This is a genomic window from Terriglobales bacterium (assembly GCA_035567895.1).
In the GTDB taxonomy this organism is placed as follows: domain Bacteria; phylum Acidobacteriota; class Terriglobia; order Terriglobales; family Acidobacteriaceae; genus Gp1-AA112.
The window spans coordinates 1-20112 of the sequence record DATMPC010000092.1 but is presented as its reverse complement, the minus strand read 5'-3'; the positions used below and the strand labels follow the sequence as shown (position 1 = coordinate 20112).

General features: G+C 56.8%; 20 protein-coding genes. 10 read left to right on the top strand and 10 right to left on the bottom strand.

Annotated elements, in window-relative coordinates; translation table 11 throughout:
- Positions 1–505: 505 nt before the first annotated feature.
- Genes VNX88_19920 through VNX88_19910 form a run of 3 tightly spaced genes read left to right on the top strand, consistent with a single transcriptional unit; the run spans position 506 to position 4027 of the window.
- On the top strand, positions 506–1495 hold the full coding sequence (locus VNX88_19920) for a DUF1800 family protein (protein ID HWY70945.1): 990 nt from the start codon (positions 506–508) through the stop codon (positions 1493–1495).
- Entirely contained in the window at positions 1435–2643 is a 1209-nt protein-coding gene (locus VNX88_19915) for a DUF1800 family protein (protein HWY70944.1), read from the top strand. The genes VNX88_19920 and VNX88_19915 overlap by 61 nt, the downstream gene beginning before the upstream one ends.
- Before the next feature lie 37 nt (positions 2644–2680).
- The gene (locus tag VNX88_19910) at positions 2681–4027 is read left to right on the top strand and encodes a DUF1501 domain-containing protein (GenBank protein ID HWY70943.1); all 1347 of its coding nucleotides are present in this window, start codon (positions 2681–2683) and stop codon (positions 4025–4027) included.
- Between the two features lie 19 nt (positions 4028–4046).
- Here VNX88_19910 and VNX88_19905 read toward each other — a convergent pair whose 3' ends face one another.
- The 10 genes from VNX88_19905 to VNX88_19860 all read right to left on the bottom strand — a co-directional run bounded on the left by VNX88_19905 (position 4047) and on the right by VNX88_19860 (position 13350).
- Entirely contained in the window at positions 4047–4475 is a 429-nt protein-coding gene (locus VNX88_19905) for an ABC transporter permease (protein ID HWY70942.1), read from the bottom strand.
- A gap of 695 nt (positions 4476–5170) precedes the next feature.
- Positions 5171–6667 (bottom strand): ATP-binding protein, encoded by a 1497-nt coding sequence (locus VNX88_19900; GenBank protein HWY70941.1) that lies wholly within the window; start codon positions 6665–6667, stop codon positions 5171–5173.
- Positions 6660–8783 (bottom strand): ATP-binding protein, encoded by a 2124-nt coding sequence (locus VNX88_19895; GenBank protein HWY70940.1) that lies wholly within the window; start codon positions 8781–8783, stop codon positions 6660–6662. The genes VNX88_19900 and VNX88_19895 overlap by 8 nt, the downstream gene beginning before the upstream one ends.
- 8 nt (positions 8784–8791) lie before the next feature.
- Positions 8792–9802: an ATP-binding SpoIIE family protein phosphatase gene (locus VNX88_19890; GenBank protein HWY70939.1), complete on the bottom strand. Its 1011-nt coding sequence runs from the start codon at positions 9800–9802 to the stop codon at positions 8792–8794.
- 6 nt (positions 9803–9808) lie between these two features.
- Complete coding sequence (locus VNX88_19885; protein HWY70938.1) at positions 9809–10213, bottom strand: ATP-binding protein; 405 nt, start codon at positions 10211–10213, stop codon at positions 9809–9811.
- A complete protein-coding gene (locus VNX88_19880; protein ID HWY70937.1) occupies positions 10194–10589 on the bottom strand; it encodes an STAS domain-containing protein in 396 nt (131 codons plus the stop codon). Before VNX88_19880 ends, VNX88_19885 begins: the two co-directional genes overlap by 20 nt.
- A 3-nt stretch (positions 10590–10592) precedes the next feature.
- Positions 10593–11501, bottom strand: coding sequence for an STAS domain-containing protein (locus VNX88_19875; protein ID HWY70936.1), 909 nt, complete (start codon positions 11499–11501; stop codon positions 10593–10595).
- An 86-nt stretch (positions 11502–11587) separates the two neighbouring features.
- Positions 11588–11995 (bottom strand): hypothetical protein, encoded by a 408-nt coding sequence (locus tag VNX88_19870; protein HWY70935.1) that lies wholly within the window; start codon positions 11993–11995, stop codon positions 11588–11590.
- A 136-nt stretch (positions 11996–12131) separates the two neighbouring features.
- Complete coding sequence (locus tag VNX88_19865; protein ID HWY70934.1) at positions 12132–12392, bottom strand: hypothetical protein; 261 nt, start codon at positions 12390–12392, stop codon at positions 12132–12134.
- 157 nt (positions 12393–12549) lie between these two features.
- Positions 12550–13350, bottom strand: a complete 801-nt coding sequence (locus VNX88_19860; GenBank protein HWY70933.1) for a Spy/CpxP family protein refolding chaperone — start codon at positions 13348–13350, stop codon at positions 12550–12552.
- 225 nt (positions 13351–13575) lie between these two features.
- Here VNX88_19860 and VNX88_19855 point away from each other — a divergent pair, with 225 nt between their 5' ends.
- The 7 genes from VNX88_19855 to VNX88_19825 all read left to right on the top strand — a co-directional run.
- Positions 13576–14073 (top strand): gluconokinase, encoded by a 498-nt coding sequence (locus VNX88_19855; protein ID HWY70932.1) that lies wholly within the window; start codon positions 13576–13578, stop codon positions 14071–14073.
- 78 nt (positions 14074–14151) lie between these two features.
- Positions 14152–15174, top strand: a complete 1023-nt coding sequence (gene pstS / locus VNX88_19850; protein ID HWY70931.1) for a phosphate ABC transporter substrate-binding protein PstS — start codon at positions 14152–14154, stop codon at positions 15172–15174.
- Between the two features lie 424 nt (positions 15175–15598).
- Complete coding sequence (locus tag VNX88_19845; protein HWY70930.1) at positions 15599–15775, top strand: hypothetical protein; 177 nt, start codon at positions 15599–15601, stop codon at positions 15773–15775.
- Between the two features lie 132 nt (positions 15776–15907).
- Positions 15908–16444, top strand: a complete 537-nt coding sequence (locus VNX88_19840) for an RNA polymerase sigma factor (protein ID HWY70929.1) — start codon at positions 15908–15910, stop codon at positions 16442–16444.
- The gene (locus VNX88_19835; GenBank protein HWY70928.1) at positions 16437–17885 is read left to right on the top strand and encodes a VOC family protein; all 1449 of its coding nucleotides are present in this window, start codon (positions 16437–16439) and stop codon (positions 17883–17885) included. The genes VNX88_19840 and VNX88_19835 overlap by 8 nt, the downstream gene beginning before the upstream one ends.
- Before the next feature lie 255 nt (positions 17886–18140).
- The gene (locus tag VNX88_19830) at positions 18141–19145 is read left to right on the top strand and encodes a VWA domain-containing protein (GenBank protein HWY70927.1); all 1005 of its coding nucleotides are present in this window, start codon (positions 18141–18143) and stop codon (positions 19143–19145) included.
- Positions 19146–19433: 288 nt separating this feature from the next.
- Positions 19434–20112: hypothetical protein (locus VNX88_19825; GenBank protein ID HWY70926.1), on the top strand; the 679-nt coding region annotated here is incomplete at its 3' end.

Genomic DNA, 20112 nt, shown 5'->3' with positions numbered 1-20112 from the left:
CCGCGGAACGCCGTGATAGGCGACCGCAAAGGCTCCTACGACCAGGTATTCAACTTTGTTCGCGTTTAATAATTCGACAAACTCGCGCAAGTCCTTGCTTAGCGGCATCGGGGTGGCGGCGGTCGCGGAGTTCGATCACCACTCTAACGCGTTCGTCAGGCGACATAGCCATATCGTCGCGGGCGTTCGATTCGTCGGCGTCTTTAAAACTCGAGAAAATCCTAACCGTTTTCTCCACGGCGACATTATACGTGGCAGTGAATGCTCCAGAGTCTTGGTCCTCAAACACACTGGCTTATTCACCATGCCTTCGGCACGCAAACAGGACTCGTGTACCTTGACAACGCCTTCGTTCTTATCGAGGGGCACGCCGCTCGAGCCGCGGGTGGATAAATGGCGATAATTTCTCGGGTTTCGATGAAGTTTTCGTGGCGGCCACAACTTTCTAGTTGCGCACTGGGTTCGCTAGGAGCACTCTGTTACGCGAAAATTGGAGACATCCCCTGTGAAGCGTCTCATTGTGGTGGTGATTGCCGTTTCCACGGTCTGGTGTGGCTGTGGCGGCGGCGGAAGCTCAAGTACACCGGCTCTTCCTCAGGCGCAGATCGTGGTGACTCCTGCGTCTCCTCAAGTCCGCGCGGGAAGTACGCAGCCGTTCGCGGCCCAAGTCTCTAACGCCAGCGGCAGCGTGACCTGGGCGGTCAACGGAACGGCGGGAGGCAGTAGCACCATTGGCACGATCGATGCCAACGGACTTTACACGGCTCCGGCATCGCTTCCCACGCCCAACACGGTAACGATCTCCGCTGCGTTGAGCTCCAATTCAGGGGTGTCGGGAAGCGCGGTTGCGACGCTGCTGAATCCTGTGCCCGCGATTGCGAGCGCTTCCGTGACGGCGATTACTCCTGGGAACTATGTAGTTAGTGTCACCGGCTCGGGATTTATCAGTGGTTCGAAGCTGATGCTGGGAACCGCGGCATTCGCGACGACGGTGCAATCGGCGACGTCGCTCACCGCGCAGGCCCTGGGCATCGCGAGCACTACGGCGCTCTCATTTCAGGTCACGAATCCCGATCCGGGAGCGTCTAGCTCGAACACCGTGAACGTGGCGGCAGGGAACGTGACGCAGGCAAACGTCACCGCCAACTCCCGGCTTCTCGACCAGGCGAACTGGGGCCCGACCCTGGCCGACATCGCGCACGTGCAGAGCGTCGGTCTTCAAGGTTGGCTCAACGAGCAGTTCGCCACGCCACAGACGCAGCTTCCGCCGCCACCGGCGACGCTGCCCACGTATTGCAACACCACCGTCGCCTGTGTGCAGCAGTCTTTCTTTCAGAATGCGCTGGGCGGGCATGATCAACTGCGTCAGCGTGTTGGCTTCGCGCTCTCGCAGATCTTTGTGATCTCCGCCGTGGAGTCCCGCGGGGAGACGCGATGGCGAGTTACTTCAACATGCTCGCCAAAGACGCTTTCGGGAATTACCTCACCATCATGAAGGATGTGACCTTGTCGGGAGGGATGGGTACGTATCTGAACATGGTGAACAGCGATAAGCCGAACACGGCGATAGCAGGACAAATCGCCAACGAGAATTACGCTCGGGAATTGATGCAGCTTTTCACTTTGGGAACCGAGATGCTCAATCCTGATGGGACTCCGCAGCTCGACGCCTCGGGTAATCCCGTTCAGCCATACAGCGAACTACAGGTACAGGCTTTTGCCAAGGCCTACACCGGCTGGACATATGCGCGATCGGACGGCACCACTCCTGCATTTCCAAACAACACGCAGTACTTCGGGGCTCCCATGGTGCCACTCGATGCCCATCACGACATCAGCGCCAAGGATGTACTCAACGGTGTGACGCTGCCCGCTGGGCAGACGGCGCAACAGGACCTCGATCTAGCGTTGCAAAACATCTTCAACCACACGAACGTCAGCCCATTTGTGGGTCGACAGTTGATTCTTCATCTGGTGAGCAGCAATCCGAGTCCGGCGTATGTAGGCAGAGTGGCTGCGGTGTTCAATGACGACGGTTCTGCCTCGCACACGCGTGGAAACATGAAGGCGGTAATTCAGGCGATCCTGATGGATAGTGAAGCGCGCCGTGGCGACTCGGCGGCAACCGCGCAACCCGGCGATGGGCATCTGCGCGAACCGGTGCTCTACCTCACTAACCTCCTTCGCGGATTGGGTGTACAGGCATCGGATCCCAATGCGTTTGCCAGCAGCCTGCAGGGATTCGGCAGCAATATGGGGCAGCGAGTCATGTATTCGCCGAGCGTCTTCAATTACTTCTCGCCGGACTACGTGATTCCCGGAACGACAACGTTCGGCCCAGAGTTTCAGTTGCTCACGACGGCTACCACGATTGTTCGCCAGAACACCGTGGATTCAGTTCTACGAAATGCGCTTGGCGGAGGGACGCTAATTGACCTAACGCAGTTCGCCAACCTGGCGGGCAATCCGCAGCAGCTCGTAGATACGCTCGACGCGATTTTTACTCATGGGGCATTGCCGAGCACCGACAAGGCTGCGATCGTGACAGCGGTGAATGCCGTCCCCAGTTCCAATCCGCAATCGCGCGCCCGGGTCGCGGTTTACCTGATTACTTCTTCTTCGCAGTACCAGGTGATTCAGTAAAGGACACTCTTATATGGGTATCTCGCGCCGTAAATTTATGTCTATTACCTGCCGCTCTGCGGCGTGGCTTGGCGCCTTTGGCGCATTCTCCCGGTTCGGCGTGCTGAACGCGTTCGCGCAGCAAGCTTCGAACTACAAAGCGTTGGTGTGCGTCTTTTTGTTCGGCGGCAACGACGGAAACAACACGGTGATTCCGTTCGACGACGCCAGATACCAGATGTATTTTGCAGCGCGCGGCGGCACGAATGGAGTGACCCTGTTGCAATCGTCCTTGGGTCCGACAGAGATTCAGCCGATTTCGAACCCGTCCCTACCATATGCACTGCATCCGCGGCTGACCGAGATTCAGACACTGTTTCAAAGTGGGAAGGCAGCGATCGTTGCTAACGTAGGAACCCTGGTTTCGCCCACGACACAGGCGCAGTATCGAGGCCGAACGGTGCCCATACCGGCCAACCTATTCTCCCATTCCGACCAGCAGAACCAGATGCAGACCGCCGGACCAGATTCGAAGCTGCCGACCGGATGGGCCGGCCGAGTCGCCGATGTTCTGCAGTCGATGAATACCGGAGCGCAATATCCGGCCGTGGTCTCGCTGGCCGGCGCGCCGATTTTCTGTAATGGCACTGTGACCAATCCAGCGTCGATCGTCGCGGGCAACGTCGGCGGCCTGAACTGCTCGGAGGGTACGTCGGTTTGCAGCGCGCGTGCCCAGGCGGCGCAGCAACTACTTACCTTCGATACCGGCATATCGCTGGTGCAGTCGGCAAGCCTGGTGGCTACGCGGGCCAACCAATACAGTGCATTACTCACGTCGGCGCTGAACGGTCTGCCGGCTCTGGCCACTGTCTTTCCCACTACCGGGATCGGAGCGCAGTTAAAGCAGGTGGCGCAAATTATTCAGGCACGCAGCGCTCTTTTGCTCCAACGTCAGATCTTCTTTGTTTCGCTAGGAGGTTTCGATACGCACGGTGGCCAACTGCCGATCCAGGACACGCTGTTGGCGCAGTTGTCACCCGCCTTGAAGGCTTTCTATGACGCCACCGTGGAGATGGGAGTTGCGTCTCAGGTGACCACGTTCACCGAATCCGACTTTGCCCGCACGTTCCAGTCGAATACGAACGGAGGCACAGACCACGCATGGGGCAACCACTACTTCGTGATCGGCGGAGCGGTAAAGGGCGGCGACATGTACGGCACGTTTCCCACCCTGGCGCTTGGCGGTCCCGATGACGCCGGCTCAAATGGTCGATGGATTCCGACAACATCGCTCGATCAATATGGCGCCACCCTGGCGACATGGTTCGGAGTGACCGCGCCCGATTTGGGAACGGTGTTCCCGACACTCAAAAACTTCCCGACACAGAACGTCGGATTTATCTAGATGAGGCGCGTGCGGGTAGCTATCCTGCCTTTGGCACCCAGATATCAACGCCTGAGGGGACATCGAACTTCGTGGGCATGACCCCAATCACGGTAAAGGTTCGTCCATTCAAGCGCATGGTGGTGCCGATTGTTCGTGGATCCCCGCCGAATCGCTGCTGCCAGAAACGCTGACTGACCATCACAACCTGCTGCCTGCCCGAGCTGTATTCCTCCGGAAGGAAACCACGGCCGAGCAAAGGCGGCTCTTTCGCACTCTGAAAAAAGGCGGAAGTAACTGAGGCGCCACGAACCTTCTGAGTGCTTCCACTATCCTGAAGGTCAAATGAGCCGACTTGATAACTCGTGGCCGGTGGACTGGGTGCATTCGCTTCGCGAGTTTGAACGCAGCCCGCAATCAAGATACAGCCCACGATTCCTGCCACGGCCAGAGGCGCAGATGATTTCATGTTGTCCTCCAAATCGGCTTGGTTGAAGTGTAAAGCAGGAGAGTTTCAACACTGTTACACCACAAAGGATGCGGCCCCCGCGGGGGTCGAGTTCAACACGGTGTTCAACCCTATGGTCGCGCCGCCCAAGCCAGGCCGTCCGGCTCCTGGCCGATATCCAGGTGGCCGGTGACCCGTAATAGGAGCGTTGTCGGCAACCTTCGAGACCGCAGAACTTTTGCAGCAGATCATCTCAGGAGTCGTTATGGTATTGAAGTTGGAATCTGACCTGAGGAGGTCTGCGATTGAAGTATCTCTGCCTTGTGTACGGTGAGGAGAAAGAAATGGGGGCCATGACGGACGACGAGTGTATGGCTTACGATCAGTCCCTCAGAACCTCTGGTCGATGTCTTGCCTCGGAGGCCCTTCAGCCCGTTCGTACCGCCGCCACTGTGCGGGTCCGCCACGGAAAAGTGTCCATCACGGATGGCCCTTTCACGGAAACGAAGGAGTGTTTGGCAGGCTTCTATTTGATTGAGGCCGCCGACCTAAACGATGCTATCCAAATTGCTTCGCAAATTCCGCCCGCTCGTGTAGGCAGCATCGAGGTACGGCCGGTGAGAGAACTAACGAGCACAAGTGGCGAGCGAAGGCAGTTGTAGGGAGAGGTACTACCGGTGACGCAATTCTCCGAGGTTCCATGCGCGGGTGACGTGCTAACCCATGAGCGGGCTATGGACCGCATTATGTTCCTGGCGTTGGCGACTGCTTTCACCAGCTTTCTCGGTTGGCAGGAACACGGAGAAGCAAGTGCCGCTTCGTCCAGCCGTCGTCGCGGAGCGAACTGTTATGCGACCGTGATGACGCGAAATAATATCGAGGCTGAGCCATAGGCCCAAGCCCGACCCTTTGAGCTGCTTGGTGGTAAAGAATGGCTCGAAGATGTGGCGTTTGATCTCGGCAGGAATTCCGGTTCCTGAATCGAGGATGCAAATGCGTATTCCGCTGCGCGATAAGTCTTTCCAATCTACCGACGGATAAGCATGAATCAACAGTCGTCCGCCGGTGGGCGTTGCCTCCATCGCGTTTCGCAACAGATTGGAGAATACCTGTCTCAACTCCCCGGGAAATCCGAGCACCGGGAGCGTTGATTCATAACGACGAACGACGCTCAGGTTCTTCTGATTGAATTGTGGCGTGTAGAGAGTTACTACTCCGTCCAGCAGTTCCGGTATGGCAATGTCGACCGGGTGGCTGGTCTCGCGATTAAAAGCGAGCGTCTGCTTGCTGATGCGACCGATGCGCTCGAGTTCCGTGCTCGCCATGTCAATGTATTCGGTAGTTTCCGGATCATGCGTGCCCATCTTGAGCAGGTACAGCAAGTTGGTGACGGCTTCGAGCGGATTATTGATTTCGTGGGCGATGCTGTTCGCAAGGCGTCCCATGGCAGCCAGACGCTCGGTGACTCGCAACGCCTCCTCCGCCAATTTTCGGTCCGTGATCTCGGTAAGGATCAGAATGGCGCCGCGCGAGGAATCTTGTTCCTCAATAAGATCAACGCGAAGAGAGAACCAGCGCCGGTTGTGTTGCGTCTCGAACTGCACGCGCGATAGTCGCTCTTGCAGTTCGTTCAGATTCAGGTCGACCGTGGCGCGCAGCAGGGCGCGTGCATCCTGCCGCTCGATCTCCCCAAAGCTTTTAGCCAGCAGACGCGTCATTGCGCGGTTACAGCGAATCACTTTCCAGTCGGTGTCGATCAGGGCGATGCCTTCGCTCAGCGCGTCGAAAGTCGACTGCCATTGCTTTGCGGAAAGCCGGGAGAATGCCTCCGCATCCCGAAGGCGGAGAAGCGCTCGAACGTTCGCGAGCAGCACTGGTGGTTCGACCGGTTGAGTGAGATAGGCGTCTACCCCGCTGTCGAGCGCTTGCACGCGGCTCTCGCTCGAAGTAAACGCAGCCGAGACTTGAAGTACGGGGATATTCGCAGTTTGAGGATTGGCCTTGATGCGGCGGCACACTTCATAGCCGAGCATGTCGGGCAGGCGAACGTCGAGGATCACCAGCACGGGATCGAGAAGAACTTTTTCCAGCGCTTCACGGCCAGTGGATGCTTCCATCACAGCGTAACCGCCGCTTTGTAGCGTTCGCGAACAAATGTAACGGTTCTCCTCGCGATCATCGACTACGAGAATTGTGGGAACTTTTTCAGGCATGCTGTCTTCCAGCAGCTTCAAAACCGAATCCAATGGCTGAAAGCGCGCGGTTAAGGTGTTCCATGGCCTCGGGGCCGGAGGTATCTTTTTTTGACAGGACAGTTACGAACGGCAAACGCAACCGAGCCTTCTCCTCTTCGCTCAACTCCTGCGCGCTATGAATAATGACCGGGAGATCGCGACCAAAGTCCGAGAGTCTGAGTTGCTGAAGCACTTCGAAACCGGACATATCGGGCATCTTCAAATCGAGGAAGATGGCGTCTGGCAGTTCTTTGGATGCCAGGCGCAGCCCCTCGCGTCCACTTCGAGCCTCCGTAATGGCGACCTTCGCCGACAGCAGCTCGCCAAGCGAATACAGGGCCACTTCATCATCGTCAATTAGCAACATTCTACGCACGGTACCGCGATGCGTAAGTGCGCGCAGAGTCGCGACTAGAGCCTCACGCGAAACCGGTTTTTGCAGAAATGCATTGGCGCCCATGGCCAATGCCTTCGATTTCTCCGCGCCCATCACGCTCACCACCAGCACCGGCAAGTTCCGTTCCTGCACTCGTTTCAGCGTCTCCCAGGAACTCTCCCCGTCCATCAGAACGTCCAGAATTACGGCCGCAGGGTTGGCGCGCTCGACAAAGTCCAGGCCAGTTTTGGTGTCATAAGCCTGAACCACCTGAAACTCGGAGTTCTCGAGAATCTTGCCGACTAAGAAGGCGGTTTCGCGGTTGTCTTCGATCAGCACGACCGTCATGCGCTCAGGGTCAAGCTCGGGAAGCTGGGAACGGTCTTCCAAATCCGCTCCGGGGAAGACGACGGGAATGTAGCAGCAGAAGGTCGAGCCCACTCCCACCTCACTCTGCAGGGTTACGCTGCCTCCAAGAATGTGGGCGAGGTTTCTTGATAAGGGCAGGCCAAGACCAGTTCCGCTCGCGTTCTTTTGCAGCCGGCTATCGATTTGCGTAAATTCCTCAAAGACGCGCTGCTGGTCTTCCGGAGCGATTCCAATTCCCGTATCGGCAACGGCAAAGGCGACGGTCTCGGGATTGGCCAGGCTGGCCGTTACCCGCACTTCTCCCCGCTCCGTGAACTTTAGCGCATTCGAAACGAAGTTCCTCAAAATCTGTGAGAGCTTGCCTTCGTCGGTGAACATCGTGGGCAGATCAGCGGACTCTTCAAATACCAGATTCACAGAGGCGGTTTGCAGAATCGGCTTCAACATGCCTCGCAGCGCGCTGAACAGATCCTCGATCTCGAACTCGCGAGGCTTTACCTCAATCTTTCCCGCCTCGACCTTGGCGATATCGAGAAGATCATTCACCATATCCTGCAGACCTTGAGCGGAAGCGCGGATATAGGAAATTTGTTTCTCCTGCTCCAGCGTCAAATCGCCATCGAGTCTCTGCAGCAGCATTTGCGATAACGACAGGATGGAGTTCAAAGGCGTACGGAACTCGTGGGACATGTTCGACAGGAAAGAGGTCTTTGCATCCGACATGCGCCGCAAGGTGCCGGCGCGATCGTCCAGCTCAGCGTAGAGCGCTACCACTCCCCGGTTGGTATCTTCGAGCTCTTCGTTAAGTTGAACGAGTTCCTCCTGCCGGGCTCGCAACTCTGCCAGCGTCTTCAGCAGCTCCTGATTCTGGCGCTCAACTTCTTCGTAAGGATTTTCGGGATTCTTCTGGCCGATCTTGCGCGCGATTTCCTCTACCCGGGCAGCGCTGAGTTCGGCGGCATACCTGGGCACAACCTTCGACATCTCGATGACGGTGCCGTTTTTTCCTGTCTCAATATGGAAGTCATCCATCAGCCGCCGGGTTCCGGCGATGCCCTTTCCCATTCCAGTCGTGGACTGGTAGCGACCCGCGAAAATCTCTTGGAGATTGGGGATTCCGGGTCCGGAATCGCTTACCTTGATCGACAAGCTGGCGGGGGCGTCGCATTCGAGCAAAAACTCGACTCGGCCGCCGCGGGCATAGCGGAAGGCGTTGCGGGCGATCTCCGAAGTGGCAGTTGCCAGACGGATCTGCTCGGAATGATCGAACCCCAGAAGGCTGGCGATTTCCCTGGCGCGCTGACGGGCAAGCACCACGTCCTGCTCAAACCGGAGATTGACAGTAGTCAAGGACTTCTTCAAGCCGCCCTCGTTTCCCGGCTCACGACCACCGTGGCATCGTCGCGCGTGCGCTTGAAGTCGCGGTACAGGACTCCCGCGATCAGCGACGCGTGTTTGCTTTGCAGTCCGGGATAGCGATCGAGGCTCCAGCGCGTGTTAATGCCATCGGAGTGCATGATGAGAAAGGCGCTGCGTTCCCACGGGAAAGCGAGCTCCTGAATGCTCTCAGATCGGTGTCCGACGATTCCATTATGGGAGATCATGCTGCGGGTGTTTCCATTGGCGACGATCACACCGGCTATGTTGCCGATTCCGGAATAGCGCACGATCTGGCGCTCAAAATTGATCTCGGCTACGGCTACCGCGGCGCCCCGGGTTTTTTCCAGGTGTCCGTGCGTGGCCTCGATGATTTCTCCAGGGCTCTTATGTTGGTTGGCTCGAAAGGCAGCCAGAGCCTCCTCGGCGGCGTCCGAGGCGTAAGGTCCATGGCCCAGCCCGTCGGCGAGCATGATCAATCTTCTTCCTGCCTGGTCCTGGCATTCCCAGGCATCGCCGCAACGCGTCTCTCCGGCAACCGGCACGCACACTGAGCCGGTGGCAGACTGCGTCTCCTCGTGTTGTTTTCCAGGCACGACTCTGGCCAGAACTGCCGTGCCCTCGCCCGGTTTGCTGTAGACCTCGAAGACCGCGGAGAGACGGGAAACGGCTCCGAACCCAGTGCCGCGCGTGCCTGCGGAGGAGTATCCGTCACTCAGCGCGCGTGAGATGTCTGCGATGCCGTTACCTTTGTCGAGCGCAAGAACATCGATCCAAACGTTTGCGCGTGCTCCGCTTCCCGGTTGCAGGACAATCTCGCCACCTGCCGCGTGCAACAGCATGTTTCGGGCAAGCTCGGTAACAACGATGGCGGCATGTTCCTGGGAAACCGGATTGAACCCCAGGTCGTGAGCAAGCCGAGCCGAGGCACGGCGCGCCTCGCTGACATGGGTGTTCTCGGCGATCGGAACCGAAATCTGTTCGCGCGACACCCAACCTCATTTCCAGCGGACCACGGTAACGCGAGTCCCCTCGCCTACCTTAGATGCAATCTCGAAGTCGTTTACTAGCCTCTTACTTCCGCTTAAACCGAGTCCCAGACCTCCGCCGGTGGAATAGCCATCCTTCAAAGCAAGGTTAAGATCGGGAATCCCCGGCCCCTTGTCTTCAAAAGTGAGCCTCAGCCCGGTACGGGCGCCGTTGCTGACCATTTCCATGAGGCAAGTTCCTCCTCCGCCATGTCCGAGAGCATTGCGAGCGAGTTCGCTGGAAGCGGTGATCATCTTGGTCTGGTCGACCAGGCTGAACTTCAACTCGCTGGTCCATGCGCGGACCTTCTGACGAAGGCTCACTACGTCGCTGGATACCTTGATGGGGACGGACTCAGACTTCAAAGTCGTCATCGCCGGTCTCCAGACGATTTGCGGTTACCAGCTCACGAAGCAATTCCATCCCGGCTTCCACGTTGAGAGCGGTTCGCACCCCGGGCATCGACATTCCAAGTTCGACAAGTGTTATGGCTACGGCCGGCTGCATGCCGACAAGCACCGTCTGCGCGTCGAGGATTCGCGCCATGGCCGAGATGTTCGCGAGCATGCGTCCGATAAACGAGTCGACGATTTCGAGTGATGAGATATCGATCAATACCCCGCCGGAACCGTGGTTGGATATCGCGGTTGTCAGATCTTCCTGAAGGGTCATGGCGAGCTGGTCATGCATGTCCACCTGAATCGTGACCAGCAGGAAGTTACCCATGCGAAGAATGGGGATTCTGTCCACTGGTCAGGCTCCCTTCGTCTCGCCACGCTCTTTGGCGTCGACTGCATCCTTACTTTCGCTGGGCTTTCGCTTGTCCACTCTGACGACGGTCTTTCCGGTTTTCTGCAGGGCAACCGCGAGAGCATCGGCCATGGACGCTTTGGTGATGACCTCATTGAGGTTGATGCCGAGGTGAACGATGGTTTGGGCGATCTGCGGCCTGATGCCGCTAAGGATGCACTCCGCGCCCATCAGCTTGGCCGCAGTGATGGTCTTCAGCAGATGCTGCGCGACGAGCGTGTCCACCGCGGGAACACCTGTAATGTCGATAATTGCAACCTTGGAATTGGTCGCGACGATCGTGCTCAACAACGATTCCATTACTACCTGAGTCCGGTTGCTGTCCAGCGTGCCGATCAGGGGGATGGCAACGATCCCCTGCCAAAGCTTCACCACCGGCGTGGAAAGCTCCAGCATCTCTTCGGCTTGCTTGCGGATCATCTGCTCCTTTGCCTGAATGAAGTTGTCGGTGGTCAGCAGGCCTAGCTTGTCAATCAAAACATTGGCGGTCCAGAGCTCATTCGCAAGTGCGTCAGGGTTCTTGGCGAGATCCTTTCTCAGACGCCCAAACAGTGGCTGCTTCAGCGAAAAAACGAAGGTAGCCGTTTCAGCGGGAGTGAAGCCCTGCTTCGCCCGGCTCGCCGAGATCTCCGAAAGGCGCTCGCGCACATCAGACCATTCCGGACCAGCGGTATCGCTCAGATTGCCATTTCGGGTGGCTTTGGCTATCGACCGCAAGAGCTCCGCCGATTGGGTTTGCAACTGGGTGTCGTCCATCAGGTCGCGACGGCGGGAGGTCGAAAGCTGCTCTTTCACCCAGTCTGCAAGCAGCTCAGATTCGTTGTCCTGCAGTAAATCGGCGATCTTGCTCATGGACTCTCCTGAGCAGACATGGCAATGCCGCATGCCCACTGGAATGCTTGGCCCCTTCAGGCCAAACCTCGATTATATCGCAGATGTTATGCCCGTTTTGCTTCCGAGCCGGTTCTCAGAAGGGAACTGAGAGATTTGCGCAGAGTGGTGGGACCGCTGTTCTTCGAAATCAGCTTCTTCGAACCCATCCAGGTCGTCAACTTCTTATCGATTTCACCATCCAGAACGCTCCAAACAGTCAAAGGAACTTCGGCAAGCCCGGGCGTCGCATGATAGAAGCGCAGCAACTCGTAGCCGCTGGAGTCCGACAAGTTGAGATCAACGACGATCAATGCCGGCAGTTCCGAATTGGTATGCAGCACATCGGACAGATAATCTACTGCCTGGGATGCGGCCTGAAAACGCTTTACTTCGAAGTCGCCAATTTGGCTCAAAGCCGATTCGACTTCACTGGCATCGCTGTCGAGGTCTTCCAAAAGTAGGACTGTCGGCATGGGAACTCCTGATTCTTGTAAATGAAATTGAGTGCCGATCAGTGGCAACTCAGCAGGGGGAAACAGCTCTTCTGGAATTCTAAGCTCCCGACTTGCTTGCCCACAAGTCGCGTCTTTTCAGAGGCGTTAACAAATCTTAAAGTTTTGCTGCACGACCATTTGTTGCCCGTTGCTTGGAGACTCTTTCGGATTTGAATTTGTCCGGCTTGACTGACCCCAGCGCAAGATCCGCAAAATGCAGCAGTCTGTCGGCAGAGGCCGGCAGTACCTGGTCAAATAAGGATTGAGAGGGCTGCTTGAGGTGCCGGCTCAAAAGATGCGTGTCCACCCACAAGCCGAGCTTCTCGTCGCCCGGTGCGGGAGCGCCTTTGATGGCTCTTTTGGGCTTTGCGCCCATGCTGAACCTGATTTCTTGAGGTAGTTGGGTGCAGCATACCCCCAGAACCCACAGCATGCCAACAACAATGTGCGCAGAAAATGGACCGTGTGGGTCCCTCAAGGGCGAACAGCTGTCAAACATTGAAGTTAGCTAAGGAGCCTACCTGTTGCGGTATTCACCTGCTCGCAATCATCGGCTCGCTGGTCCTCTTGAAGTTGTCGAGTTTCTTGCGTTGTTCCGGAGTCAGGAGCTTGTAGAGTTTGGCTTGCATGCGAGAGTTGGCGACGATCAACTTCGCGAGCATGTTTGCCTGGGTGGCCGCCAGGGCCTTCACTTCTTTGTCGTTCGCCGAGCCGGTGGCAGCGAGCAGTTTTTCCCTGGTTGATCGCAGTTGCGCCATCAGCGGTTGGAGATTCCCACGTTCCTCAGTCATCAATTCCTGGATTGCGCTGCTCTGCGAATCTGTCAGGTCCAAATATTGAGCCAGCGAAGGATTGAGCTGCAGAGAAGAAAACGGCAGGGCTACCATTACGATCTCGCTTGCCTGCGGCGCAGAGGGATCTGGTTTAGCCTCTGGAGTTCGGGCGAGATCCTGCTCCAGCATTTCGCGCCAGGCACTGAGCAAGTCGAATTGCATCTGCGCCATTTGATATTGCTCAGTGCTGAGCTTCTGTCCCTGTTCGCTGCTGAGTTGTCCGCTCTGCACCGCTTGAGCGATGGCTGCCACTCGCGCGGAGAAGCTCTGCGTAATCTCCGCCATCTCGGCCTGATAGTCTTCAAGCAGCGCCCGCGGTCCACGCGGGAAGGCCGAAGGAGCAGAGAGTACATTTGCGATCGTCGTAGCGTTCGCCTCGGATGCCGGCGTCTCTATTTGGAACGATGGAAGGTCATTCGTACCCACATCGGTGCGGCCCAACAATGTGACTGGGACCGCAGTAACTAATAACAGCATGATGAAGACGAACTTTGCTTTCATTTATCGACTTCCTTTTCAATTCGAGTCTGGATTTCCCGTCTGTCAAATAGACGTAAGCCAAAGTTTTTCTTGCGTAAATTCCCAGTAAAAAACGTTAAGGACTCATAAGAGCCCGCGGGCTCCAATTGTCATCTTTAGTAGATGGATTGAATCCAGTTAAAGTCGCAAACTTCTGATCGGCAGGAGTGGAGTGAACAATCAACGCTTGACGCGATAATAGCAAGCATGGTGCTGCTGATCATGGGAGTCGCTGGCTCAGGCAAGACGTTGATCGGCACCATGCTTGCGAAAACACTGAAATGGAACTTTGCCGATGCTGACCAGTTCCATCCTGTCGCCAACATTCAGAAGATGAGCCAGGGCGTACCGCTCACGGACGCCGATCGTGAACCGTGGCTCCGCGCCATGCGGCATGCCATCGCCGGCTGGATCAAATCGGGACAGAATGCTGTGCTCGCGTGTTCAGCCTTGAAGCGACAGTACAGAGAGCAGCTCACAGTCGGCCCGGAAGTTAGGATTGTCTACTTAAAGGGTGAACCCGATCTGATTCATGAGCGCCTGTCGCATCGGCAAGCTCATTTCATGAAGGCGGAGATGCTCTCCAGCCAGTTCGCCGACCTCGAAGAACCGACAGACGCGATTGTCGTCGATATCTCACGCTCGCCCGATCAGATCGTTTCGGAAATACAACGCAGGCTTAGTTTAAGTGGATTGGGTCAATAGTCGACGCGAGCCGGTGTCTCGTCCGGAACCATGCTGGTACTTGACGAACCGGAACCTACACGTAAGCATGGCTGACTAATGAGAAAGTTCTTTGGCATTGGTCTGGGAACGGCTCTCCTGCTCAGCTGGGGCGCACACATCGGGGTCTGTCAGCAGGGTATTGTGCTGGTAGGTTCGGGTTCCACGGTTCCAGCTCCACTCGTGAGCAAGTGGACGGAGGTGTACAACCAACAGAGTCACAATGTTCAAGTGAGATATGTTGCCATCGGCACTGACGAAGGCATTGCTGCGATTTCTCACGGCAGTGGCGATTTCGCCCTCGGGGAGATTCCCTTGAGTACGCAGCAACTCTCCAAGGCTGGACTGATCCAGATTCCCGCGGTTGTGATCGGGATCGTTCCCATCTACAACATCCCCGGCGTTAGGAGCGAATTGCGATTCTCGGGAGAGGTTCTGGCAGACATCTTCATGGGCAAGATCAAGACTTGGAACTCTCCGGCTTTGGAGAAACTCAATCCCGGAGTAGCTCTACCCGCGGTGCCGATCAAAGTAGTCTATCGTCCAGCGGGAAGAGGGTCGAACTTCATCTTTACTGAGTTTCTCTCCAAGGTGAGTCCGAAGTTCCGCAGTGAAGTTGGGACTAGCTCTTCTCCCAAGTGGCCGGTAGGCAAGCCGGCGGAGCGCAGTTCCGAAATGGTAGAAACGGTCAAGTCGGAGTCGGGCGCGATTGGATTTGTCGAGGCTCAGTATGCGATTGAGTCGAAGATTCCGTCTGGTCTGGTCCTCAATGCTTCAAAGCATTTCGTGAAGGCTTCACCGGAGAGCCTAGCGGAGGCATGTCGTGCTGTCGAGGCACCGTCTTTCGACAAGTTCTCTGCCTCGCTGACGAATCCGCCAGGCGAGCACTCTTTTCCCATCTCCAGCTATGACTGGCTTTATCTCCGCGTGCATGGGCAAGATGCCGAGCGAGCAACAGCCCTGCGCGGCTTCCTTACCTGGACGCTCTCCGATGGCCAGCAGATCGCCACCAAGAACGGATACTCGGAGCTGCCGATACCGTTGCGCGTCAAGATAGGCGCTCGGCTGCGAGATCTGAAATAGGAACGTCGACCGTCGTGAACACCGTCTGCGCTTCAGTCGCCAAAGTAGCTTGCCTGGCGACTAAGGCAAGGACTACGAGCCCTTTAAGGTCCTGCTTGACTCCTTCTCTACCCCGACTGCGCTCGCGCATGCCCGTTTATCTACAAACGAACCCTTCGGTCAACGTGTTGGCCCTCTTGATCTTCTAACCGGACGGCTAGACTTCCGCTTAACTCCGAGCCGGAGGGTTCGTCCCGCTCCCAGGCTAGCCGTGCGGCAAGGATTGCGTTGCACCGCAAAGTCAGCACCTTACGAGAACTGCCAGCTTTGGCGAAAAAATTGCAAGATGCTAAGCAAACGGCGCAGGGTCCGAGGTGGATCCAAGTTCAAGACTGAAGTGGATTTGCCCCCCACCAGACCGGCCATTTGATGAGGAGTTACGACCATGGCCAAGCTAATCGAATTCTATATTCCGCAAAACCACAAGGCTCGAGAGCACTGGGTGCCGGCAAGGCTCCGCGGCAGGGTCATTGACTTTCACGTAAGAGCAGAGTTTCTAAACCGCATGTTCGTTGAACGCGTGCGAGTAGTATCCAAGCTTTCCCGGACCGGTACGCCGTGAAGTAGCTCGCCCGAGCTTCTCATTCCTCGAAATAAAGGCCGGTTCAGACGGCGGGATGTCATAGATATCCCGCCGTAACCTTTTTTGCTTCCCGTGCGTTTATCTTAATGAGCGCCACATGCGGAGAGCCGGTTGAAGGCTTTGAAGAATGACGCGGACGAGCGGCTTCTAGTGGAAGCCGCGAAGCGCGATCCCGCGCGCTTTGGGGACCTCTATCAGCGGAATGTGTATCAGGTATACGTCTACGTGTCGCGGCGGGTGGGCACGCGCGAAGAGGCTGAAGACATTACCTCCGACGTGTTTCACCACGCGCTGGAGAACCTAAAGAGTTTCGAGTGGCGTGGAGCGCCGTTTGCCGCCTGGCTGATTCGTATTGCGGCACATCGCATTATCGATCGCTGGCGGAGCACGGCCAGGGAGACTGGGAACCCGATTACGGATGAACCAAAGGACCCTCGCATGGAAGAGATTGAGGAGCGAGCGGCTCTCTTCCAGTTGGTAAAGCGTCTTCCCGAGGATCAGCGGCGAGTTGTGGTGTCGCGTTTCGTTGAGGAGAAGAGTATTCGGGAGATCGCGCAGGAACTGGGACGAAGTGAAGGAGCGGTGAAGCAACTTCAGTTCCGCGCTCTGGAAAAACTTCGCGCAAGCGTGGAGGGTGGTAATGGCTAAGCTCTCACGCTTCGAACGACTGGATCAGGCAATCGGCAAGCTGTTCTCCCGCAGCGACGCGTTGCCGGTACGCGGCGATGCTGAAATAGCGCCACTTGTGCGTGTCGCGGGTGAATTGCGCAACTTGCCGCGCGAAGAATTTATTGAACGTTTGAGATCTGATTTGGAAAGGAGCACTTCTATGGCGGCAAGAGCAGAATCCATCCCGGAGGTTCACGCACAGGCGGCGCCGGCGTTGAGATTCAAGAAAGCCGGAATTGCAATCGATTTCTACAAGCGCGCTTTCGGTGCGAAGGAGATCATGCGCTTCGAGACAGAGGGCGGCATCGGACATGCGGAGCTCATGATTGGCGACGCACTCATCATGCTCGGTGAAGAATGGCCGCAAGGCGGACGCTTCAGCGCGGAGACACTCGGCAATACGCCCATTAGCATTGAACTCAACGTTCCTGACGTCGATGCCTTTGTCGCGCACGCGGTTGCTGAAGGCGCGACGATAGCTAATCCGGTGAAAGATCAGTTCTACGGGTACCGGCAGGGAACTCTGCGTGATCCCTTCGGATACCTCTGGGGTGTTTCCACGGTCAAGGAACGTATGTCGGTTGAGGAGATGCATCGCCGCTTCCGTGTCATGACGAGCGAGGAGCCCAAGAAAACGAAAGTGGATCCTGTCCCGAAAGGGTACCGCACGGTCACACCGTATCCGGTGGCGCAAGATGCGGCGGCGCTGATCGAGTTCGTGCAACGTGCGTTCGGAGCGGAAGAGAAATTCCGGGCTATCGGCTCGGCCGGCGGCATTCATGCGGAGATTCGCATCGGCGACTCCATGCTGATGATGGGCGGCGGCGGTCCTGGACTCTCATGGCGCGGCGAATCGACGCCGATGGCGTTTCACATGTACGTCCCCGATTGCGATGCAACGTACAAGCGAGCGCTCGAAGCAGGTGGTACCTCGATCGGCGAACCGGTCGATCAGTCCTACGGAGAACGTTCGGGCGCTATAAAGGACCCGGCGGGCAATTTCTGGTATATCGCCACCTACAGAGGTGAGAATTACAAATGGGAAGGGGCGCCCGATGTGCAGCCGTATCTGCATCCCGTGCGCGCGCTACCCGTAATTGATTTCATGAAGCGCGCCTTCGGTGCCGAAGATCTGGGCCGCTACGCATCGCCCGATGGAGTGATCCATCACATGACGATGAAGATTGGCAGCTCTCATCTAGAGATGGGCGAAGCACAAGGCATCTATCAGCCGATGCCGGGCATGTTCTATCTATATGTCCCAGACTGCGACACGGTGTATCACCGTGCCCTGGCTGCAGGAGCCACCTCAATCGCCGAGCTCACCGACCATCCGTATGGCGATCGCAGTGGAGGAGTGAAGGACGCGTTTGGCAATACGTGGTACATCGCGACACACATTAAAGATATGGAGCAATAGAAACACTTCGCCGCAGGTTTTGACCGTAAGGGGGACGGATAGCGCACTAGACGTCGGTTGATCAAAAATCGGCCGCGACTTGTTTGCGCGGATGGGGTTCATGTCGGGCAGAAGCCCACGATGTTCGTCCCTCGCTACTCCTCCGACGCGCCAACTTGCAGGAAATGGCTTTCTGCAGGCTTGGTGTGGCTGGTTTCTGCTGCTTTACTGACGGTTGGTTTTGCAGAGGACAGCCGAGGCAGCAAAAGTTCGTCGGTGAACTCTGAACCCTCGAAACCTACATTTTCTGCGACGGTGAAGGTCGTTAATTTGTTCGCGACCGTGCGCGACAAGCACGGGCAAATCATCAGCAATCTTTCGAAGGATGATTTCTCGCTCGAAGAAGATGGCCGTCCGCAAGCCATTAAATATTTCACCCGCGAGACTGACCTGCCGCTCAAATTAGGATTGCTCGTCGATACCAGCATGAGCACACTGAGTGCGCTCCCCGATGAACGCAACGCCAGCGGAACGTTTCTTACTAAAGTTGTGCGCGAGGACAAGGACTCGGCGTTTCTGATCCACTTCGACCGCGAAGTTGAGCTGCTCCAGGACCTCACGTCGTCCAAGCAGAAACTGGCCTCCGCCTTGGAAGAGATCGAACCTACTCAGCGCACCGATCAGGGGAATTCAGGTGGATCGCCCGGAGGATACCCGGGAGGCGGCCGAGGCCGGCGTCGTCACTTTGGCGGTGGCGGTACGCTGCTTTACGACGCCATCTTTCTCGCCTCGGATGAGTTGATGCAAAAGCAGCAAGGACGCAAGGCGCTCATCCTGCTTACCGACGGCGACGATCGTGGCAGTAAGACTTCACTCGAGAGCGCGGTTGAATCTGCTCAGCGCGCGAATACTCTGGTCTACTGCATTTACTTCAAAGGGGAAGAACCCAGCGCCTTCGGCGGATATGGCGGCCGGCATGGCGGCTGGAATCGCGGAGGGATGGGCCGCCCCGGTGCGGGTCGCTATCCGCAGGAGTCTCGAGAGGATGGCAAGAAGGTCCTCGAACGCATTGCGAAGCAGACCGGCGGGCGTATGTTCGAGATCTCGAAGAAACAGTCGGTCGACCAGATCTATTCCCAAATTGAGCAAGAGCTGCGCAATCAATACAACATCGGCTACACACCCGATCACGGCGGAACAGCGTCTGCCTACCATAAGATCCACCTGGCTGCGAGGGACAAGAACGACGTCGTACAGACGCGAGATGGATATTACGACTGAGTGCGATCCGTTGCAGCCTACGCTCCCTTGAATTGTTGAAGTCAACTTGCAATCACGTGCTCAAACGTTTCTTCACCAGGGTCTTAGACGAGGATTCGAGAGGCAGCAGTCAAATCGAAATATTCCTAAAGGTTCTCCTCGCGGTTCAGGATGGTAGTTGCTACATGTTTCCAACTCAGAGGGAGTTGACCATTCGAGTCTGAAGGAGTTGAGCGACTTCGTCCCAGCTTGGTATCCTTTTTCCGAGTTCCTGAATCAAAGCAACCACACTGAACGCGGAGTAGCTGAATGGAGTTGAAGAGCGCAAGCTGGTTCAAGGCACTGCTGTTGTTCTCGTGCTCAATGGCTTTTATCTCGTGCGGAGGAGGCGGTGGCGGATCCAGCTCTGGCGGTACTCGTAACTCAGGTAGCTCAAATATTACGGTTACAGTTGCACCTCCGTCGGCAACACTGGCTCCCGGCGGAACACAGCTTTACGCCGCCACGGTGACAGGAGCCACGGATACAAGCGTGACCTGGAGTGCAAACCAAGTGCAGGGCGGGAACTCCACGGTCGGCACCATCAGCTCATCGGGACTCTACACCGCTCCGGCGGTCGCTCCCAATCCATCCAGCGTAACGATTACCGCAACTTCGGTAGCTGATACTACCAAATCGGGAACCGCCAAGGCCGACATTCGTGTTCATCACGACAATCAGGACCCACAGAGCGGTCCAATCAAACTCGGTACCAGCGGCGGCAATTCGACCGACACAACGAAGAGTGGGAACAGCCTCTTTTGTTGCTCAGGAACGCTCGGCTCCCTAGTCTCGCGCGCCGGAACCCTTTACATCCTGAGCAACAACCACGTGCTTAACAAATCCGATCAGGGTGCCGTGGGTGATCCGATTTCCCAACCAGGACTGGCAGACAGCAATTGCGGGCAATCCGGGATTCGAACCGTCGCCAACATGTCCCAAGCAGCGG